Source organism: Hymenobacter plasmatis, assembly GCF_020711255.1.
Taxonomy (GTDB): domain Bacteria; phylum Bacteroidota; class Bacteroidia; order Cytophagales; family Hymenobacteraceae; genus Hymenobacter.
Genome location: NZ_JAJFAW010000013.1, coordinates 132801 through 139195 on the forward strand (window position 1 = coordinate 132801; position 6395 = coordinate 139195).

The following is a 6395-nucleotide window of genomic DNA, read 5'->3' on the forward strand; positions in this document are numbered from 1 at the left end:
CAGCTAATGAATATCAGATAGGCTCTTCTTTATAATGGGTAAAGAATAATTTTTTCAAGCGCACCAGGCACTTATATTTTTGATTCTTAGCATTGTCGGCGTTGGTATAGCCAAACTCTGCGGTTAAGTCCTGCATGGATTTATCAAGCAGGTAGAAGCCTTCCAAAAGCGAGCGGCAGGGCTCGCCGAGGTGGTTGAGGGCCTCGCTCATGGTGGTGAAGCGGCGGTCCTGTTCCTCGGCAGCAAGCAAGTCCTCTTCGGCCCCTGTGTTCAGGTAGGGGCCGTGCTCCTCATCGTCGAGCAAGCGCACGCCGAAGCGGCTTTTGCTGGTCAGGCGCTTGAGCCACAGGCGGCGGCACACGGCGTAGAGGTATGTTTTAATCTGGCAGCTTAGCTCAAGCGAGCCATCGCGGACTTTTTCATAAAACACCATCACGCCTTCTTGGTACACGTCCTGGGCGTCGTCTTCGGAGCCGCTGTTTTGCAGCACGAAGTGCGATACCATGGGCCAGTGCAACCGGTAGAGGTGGGCCAGGGCCCGCTCATCGCCGTCACGAATGGCGGCAATCAGCGCGTCGTCGGTAGGAGTTAACGAAGAGGAAGTTGAATTACCCCTGCTCATTCACTTTGGTAGTTAATACAGATACGGGGCACAAGTAACCCGCCGAAAAAATATTTTTCTAGGCCGGGTTACCTTTCCAGTAAGCCGGGATAAAGGGCGTCTTTTAGTTAACCCATTTTCAAAATTACCTTCAAAATGAACAACCTGTTCAAAGTTGCTGCCCTGGGCCTGGCCCTGACCGCTGGTCTGTCGTCGTGCGAGTCGAAGTCGACCGAGTCGACCACCGTTGAGACTCCTGCTGCTACCACCGAGACCTCGACCACCACTACCACCGACAGCACTGCTACCACGGCTCCTGCTGCTGACGCAACCACCGCTCCTGCTACGGACGCTGCTGCTCCTGCTGCTGGCACCACCACCGGTACCACCACCACCACGACCGAAGAGGTTAAGAAGTAATTGGCCGCTGGCCTTGTGCCAGCTCCATGCTTCGGCTTTTGAAACAGCCCGGATTTTCCTCTTGGAAAGTCCGGGCTGTTTTTTTGTGCCCCAACGCGGCCATTAGCCGCCGTGCTGTAGTCAGCCAATTAAGGTCAACAAATCGGCCGCAATGCCTTCCCAGGGCTGGTGCAGGTTGAGGGTGACGACGCGTACCAGGTGCCCGCCCAAGGTGTAGCGCAGGTCAACGGCCTGGGTGGCCGCGGGATACAGCAGGATGCCTTCCAGGGCCTGGCCGGGGGCAGGGCGCTGATTTTGGAGGTAGGCGTAGAGCTGGTAAAGGTGGGGCGCAATGAGGCGCTGACGGTCGTAGCGCGAGCGCAGGGCAGCAGCGTAGTACTTGGTGTCAAGGATTATTTTGCGGTCGGGCGCATCCAGGGTGGTATCCGTGAGCATCGTGGGCAACAAGGCCAGGTCTTCGGACTGCCCCGCGGCCTGCCAGGCAATGGTTTCGGCATACACGCGGTAGCGGCGCTGCTCGCGGCGGAAGAAATTGCGGGTAAACTGCTCAAACAGGCGCGCCATCAGGGCTTCGTCGCGCCGGAAGTCGCTGAAGCGGCTTCGGCCCCGGGCAGTGGGCTCGGGCAGGGCCATTTGCCACACCAGCTCGCACACGTGCAGCAGAAAAGCAGCCTGGTTGCCCAGCCGCTGCCGCCGCAGCTCCCGGAAGGTGGCGGCGGTGGGCGGCACCGACGGCGCCGCGGTGAGCGACGCCGGAAACCGCTGGCGTACTTGGCTCACCTCGCGCCGCAGGGCCAGGGGCAAGTCGGCGGCACTGGCCAAGGTGCCCAGCGTTTGGGCCAGCAGGCGGTGCAGGGGCGAGTCCGGGCTTAGTTCGTCGAAGGTGCAGATGGCGCGGCCCCGCTCCAGCAGGCCCCGGCCCAGGCTGGGGGCCAGCTCAATTCGGCCGCGCAAGCTTGTGAGCTCGGCTTCCTGGGGTTGAAATGTGCGCGGCAGTCCATTCTGGAGTAAGCGCCTGGTGCCGTGCAACAGCACCTGGGCCAGCAAGCCCAGCGGCCGGTGAAATTGAGCTGCCTCGCTGGCCTGCAGCACGGCAGGCTCGGGCAGTCGGTTCCAGGCGTAGCACAAGAAATAGTAGAGCGTGGGGAGCGGTATCAATTGATGTGGCCGATTTTGTTGAATAAATAGTGCACGCGTACCAATACTTTTCGCGCTTTTTATTACTCAATAACCAATCGTTTGCCGAACATCAGCCAGTAGGGGAACCATTTAGCACTTAGGAGAAGGAGCAATACTGGTGATGCAGTAAACAAGTCGGGATTACCAATTGCGGCCACAAACGTCCGATTATCTGGTTCGATGAGTAGATAAACAGCGCACATTGGCTCAGCCACCGTTAGACCCAATCCGTCTTCACTATAGGCTAGGTCCTGAAATACTTGGCGCAGACACCAAACATTCTTCCGTTTTACGCATGAGCTAATACTCGCTAGCGTTAGTGGGTTTGCTGTTGTATAGCCTAATAGGTAAGCTCTTTTTATGCTAACTATGCCTTGCGTCTCTAAAAGTATTTTAAGGGTCTGGCGGTGAGACTTTTTATCGGACCAAGACGCCGTACGGGTGCATGACAGCATATCTGCAAGATTCATGGCTTTAGTAGTTATTGCCTTGGCATCTGAGAACTTGTTTTATGCCAGAAGCTTGCGCACCTGCGCGGCGGCCGTGGCCGGCTGCTCCCTCCAATAATCGGCCAGCAGTGGCCCAATTTCCTGCTCAATAATCAGCCGTAGCCACTCGGTGGCCTGTTCTGGTTGGGGTGGGGGCTGGCAGAAGTAGCTGTGGCCAATGACGAAATCAGGGCCTAGCTCGGGGTCGTCGGCAATGGTTTGGTTGAGGGCAGCCATGCGGGTGCACAGCTGCTCAATGAGTGGCCTGGGTACTTTCCGGGCCGCGAGGAACTCCTGCAGCGGCGCCCCAAACTGCGGGCCCAGCTCCACGAAGGCAAAGCGCCGGCGCAGGGCGTAGTCGAGCGGGCTCAGCGAGCGGTCGGCCAGGTTGAGGGTGCCGATGACGTACAGATTCTCGGGTACGAAGAAGCGGGGGGCGTCGGGAGGCGCGTAGGGCAGGCGCAGGGCGTGGGCGGGGCCGCGCTTGTCGGCTTCCAGCAGCAGGAGCAATTCGCCAAACACGCGGGGCACATTGCCCCGGTTTACCTCATCAATTAGTAGAAAATACGGCTTGTCGGGGTCGGCGGCCGCGCGTTGGCATAGGAGTGGGAGCACCCCGGGCACTAGGTGGAAGCGCCCGTCCGCATCGGGCCGGAAGCCCAGCATAAAGTCCTCGTAGCCGTAGCTGGGGTGAAATTGCACCAACTCAATGCGACTTTCGTCTTTGGCGCCCAGCAGCAGCCACGCCAGCCGGCGCGCCAAAAACGTTTTGCCGGTGCCGGGCGGGCCTTGCAGCAGCAGATTGCGGCGGCGGGCCAGGCCGGCCAGGGCCGCATCCAGCGCGGACTCGGAGATGAATAGCTCGGCCAGCGCGTCGGGACGCGCATACGGTGGCGTCTCGTAAGCGACAGGCGGCTCGGCTACTTTAGTGGCGCTGCTGGCGGGCTCCGATGATTCGCGGGAGATGCCCGTGTACAAGTCCTCGGCTTGCTGGCGGGCAGTTTCGTCGCCGTCGTGCGTGGAGCCGGAAGTGAGCACGGGCCGCTTGGTGCTGATGGTAAAGTCGAGGCCTTCGAGCAGGGTGTTGGTGGCCGCTCCGGCCGGGCGGGGCCAGTGGGCCGTGGGGTTGCCGGTGGCCAAACGGTACGCCAGCTCGGCCACCGCGCGGGGCGGGTAGCGCCGGCCCCGGTACACCAGCTCGTATACGGTGCCGGAGGGCAGCGGGCGGCCTTCGCGGGCTATCTGGCGTAGCGCCCGCAGCACCTGCTCGCGGGTGAGCAGCGGCGCCGGGGCACCGGGCAAGTCGGCGGAGGCTGCAACGGAACGGGGTGGGGCAGGGGGCATTGGCAGGCAAGGTAGAACCAGAACAACAAACGACTGCAGCCAAATGGCTCCAAAAAGCCCATAAAGCGGAACGCAAAAGAAGCATCTCCACCGCGTAAGTAATTGGGCTACTTCCGCGGTAAAGATGCTTCTATGTGTTCAGCCCAACGGGCTAACCAAACTGTTTTGGCGGGTTACGGGGTAACCGTGAACTTGCGCGTTACCGAGTTGTACGGGCCGGGTATCAGGGTGCCGCTGCTGTCTACCAGCTCCAGCTTCACGGTGTTTTCGCCGGCGGGCAGGCCCTCCATCTGGTAAGGCACCCAGTGGTCCAGCATGAACTCGCTGCCGTTGATGGTAGCGCGCACGCGGTTGCCGCCCGGCTCAAGGGTGGTGTTCACGAGGTAAAAGTCCAGCATGATGCGCTTGGCATCGGCACCGGCGTAGGTGTCTTTGGGGCGGCTGTAGAACAGGTTAGGGGCCTTCACGTCGATAACCGGCGTGGCGGGCGGCGTGCCGTTGCCTACGTTGATGATGCGCAGGTCGTAGGCGCCGCGGTGCTTTAGGCTCTCATGGTAAGAGCGCGACAGGAACGAGAGGATGGCGTGCTGGCCGTCGGGAATGGCCTTCTTGAACTTGGTCTCGTAGTGGGCGGTGTAGGGCTCGTTGTCCACGATGTTGTGGATGTGCTGGCCTTTCATGGAGTTGGCCATTTGGGCCATGTGGGGGCCGCCGCTCATTTTGGTGAGCTGGAAATTCGTAATCAGGTAATCGAAGGCAACCTCGCCACTGGGCACGGAGGAACCGGCAATGGGCGCGCGCAGTTGCATCTGGGCCTCCGGAAACTTAGGCGAATCGGTGAAGGGCGTCAGGCGAATGCCGTTCGATTCCATGCTTTCGCCGGTGCTGGCGGGGCTGGCGGTCGTGCTGCCGGCTGTTGCGCTTACATCGGTGGTAGGCTTGCTCGTTTCGCAGCTAGCCAGCAGCGCCAGGGTGATGGTCGTGCTGCACAGCAGCCAGAAGGGACGTTTCATGTAGAAAAAGCTCAAAAAAAGTTTGTTAGTAGTCCAGGTGTAATTCCCTAAGCTGAACAGCTTACGGCTGGGCCCCTGTGCAGGGTTTTGCTTAACTTGCATCGTTGCCCACCGTGGGGCTTATTGGCCTCAAAGTAAACCTAATTTTCCCATGCAAGACCAACTTCTTGACCAAATTCCCTCGCTCGACCTGGCAGATTTCCGCTCAGGAGACCCGCAGCGCAAGGCTCACTTCGTGCAACAGCTCGGTGAAGCCTACCAAAACATTGGCTTTGTAGCCCTGAAGAATCACGGCCTCAACGACGAGCAAACCAAAAAGCTGTACGCCGACGTGCAGGCGTTTTTCCAACTGCCCGACGAAGCCAAGCAGCGCTACGAGAACCCCGAACTGGCCGGCCAGCGCGGCTACATCAGCAAGGGCAAGGAGCACGCCAAGGGCCGCAACACCGGCGACCTGAAGGAATTCTACCACGTGGGCCAGGAGGTAGAAGACGAAAACGACCCCATCAAAAACGAATACCCCGAGAACATCTGGCCCCAGGAAGTGCCCGGCTTCAAGGAGAGCACCTTCACGGCTTACCGCACCCTTGAGGCGGCCGGCCAGGACGTATTGCGCGCCATTGCCCTGTACCTGCACCTGCCCGAAAACTACTTCGACGACAAGGTGAAGCACGGCAACAGCATCCTGCGCCCCATCCACTACTTCCCCATTGAAAACCCGGACGCTGTGCCCGCCGACGCCGTGCGCGCCGCCGAACACGGCGACATCAACCTCATCACCCTGCTGATGGGCGCCAGCGCCGACGGCCTGCAAGTGAAGCGCCGCGACGACAAGTGGATTCCCATCACGGCCCTGCCCGACCAGATTGTGGTGAACGTGGGCGACATGCTCCAGCGCCTCACCAACGGCGTGCTGAAGTCGACCATCCACCGCGTGGTAAACCCCGCCCGCGAGAAGATGAACACCTCGCGCTACAGCATTCCGTTCTTCATGCACCCGCGCTCCGAAATGAGCCTTGCGGCCCTGGAGCACTGCGTTACGCCCGACAACCCCAAGAAGGAGGCCGACATCACGGCCGGCGAATTCCTGAACGAGCGCCTGATTGAGCTGGGCTTGAAGAAGAAATAAGCGCTTCCAGCAGGCAGCACCTAAAAAAGCGGCCCGTCTGGAGAGACGGGCCGCTTTTTTGGTTGTGCCTAATCAAGTAGTTAGCCCTGACGTTGCCACTGCAAGCGTGTCGGCCAGCTTTTTAGTAAAACGGCGCAACCAGCATGTCTCGTCCGGCCAGAGCTATACACTAGTTCTGAATTCCATGAACGAGCGTAGGCCGCGCAAAGAGCGCCAGAAAT

The 6395-nt window shown here is 60.0% G+C and carries 6 protein-coding genes; 2 read left to right on the plus strand and 4 right to left on the minus strand.

Annotated elements, in window-relative coordinates:
* Window positions 1–13 precede the first annotated feature (13 nt).
* Window positions 14–622, minus strand: a complete 609-nt coding sequence (locus LJ738_RS11440) for an RNA polymerase sigma factor (RefSeq protein WP_068190035.1) — start codon at window positions 620–622, stop codon at window positions 14–16.
* 135 nt (window positions 623–757) lie between these two features.
* Here LJ738_RS11440 and LJ738_RS11445 point away from each other — a divergent pair, with 135 nt between their 5' ends.
* Window positions 758–1021 (plus strand): hypothetical protein, encoded by a 264-nt coding sequence (locus LJ738_RS11445; protein WP_227786448.1) that lies wholly within the window; start codon window positions 758–760, stop codon window positions 1019–1021.
* 120 nt (window positions 1022–1141) lie between these two features.
* On the opposite strand, the gene LJ738_RS11450 is transcribed toward LJ738_RS11445, so the two are convergent.
* The 3 genes from LJ738_RS11450 to LJ738_RS11460 all read right to left on the minus strand — a co-directional run bounded on the left by LJ738_RS11450 (window position 1142) and on the right by LJ738_RS11460 (window position 5045).
* Window positions 1142–2179 (minus strand): 5-methylcytosine restriction system specificity protein McrC, encoded by a 1038-nt coding sequence (locus LJ738_RS11450; RefSeq protein ID WP_227786449.1) that lies wholly within the window; start codon window positions 2177–2179, stop codon window positions 1142–1144.
* Between the two features lie 530 nt (window positions 2180–2709).
* Window positions 2710–4032 carry an AAA family ATPase gene (locus LJ738_RS11455; RefSeq protein WP_227786450.1) on the minus strand — a complete coding sequence of 441 codons (1323 nt, stop codon included), beginning with the start codon at window positions 4030–4032 and terminating at the stop codon, window positions 2710–2712.
* Window positions 4033–4205: 173 nt separating this feature from the next.
* Complete coding sequence (locus LJ738_RS11460; protein ID WP_227786451.1) at window positions 4206–5045, minus strand: hypothetical protein; 840 nt, start codon at window positions 5043–5045, stop codon at window positions 4206–4208.
* Between the two features lie 151 nt (window positions 5046–5196).
* Here LJ738_RS11460 and LJ738_RS11465 point away from each other — a divergent pair, with 151 nt between their 5' ends.
* Window positions 5197–6174, plus strand: coding sequence for an isopenicillin N synthase family dioxygenase (locus tag LJ738_RS11465; protein WP_227786452.1), 978 nt, complete (start codon window positions 5197–5199; stop codon window positions 6172–6174).
* The last annotated feature ends 221 nt before the right edge of the window (window positions 6175–6395 follow it).

Bases quoted from the DNA above. Each gene is read 5' to 3' on its own strand.
- LJ738_RS11460 (WP_227786451.1), bottom strand. From the start codon at position 5,045: ATGAAACGTCCCTTCTGGCTGCTGTGCAGCACGACCATCACCCTGGCG.
- LJ738_RS11445 (WP_227786448.1), top strand. From the start codon at position 758: ATGAACAACCTGTTCAAAGTTGCTGCCCTGGGCCTGGCCCTGACCGCT.
- LJ738_RS11455 (WP_227786450.1), bottom strand. From the start codon at position 4,032: ATGCCCCCTGCCCCACCCCGTTCCGTTGCAGCCTCCGCCGACTTGCCC.
- LJ738_RS11440 (WP_068190035.1), bottom strand. From the start codon at position 622: ATGAGCAGGGGTAATTCAACTTCCTCTTCGTTAACTCCTACCGACGAC.
- LJ738_RS11465 (WP_227786452.1), top strand. From the start codon at position 5,197: ATGCAAGACCAACTTCTTGACCAAATTCCCTCGCTCGACCTGGCAGAT.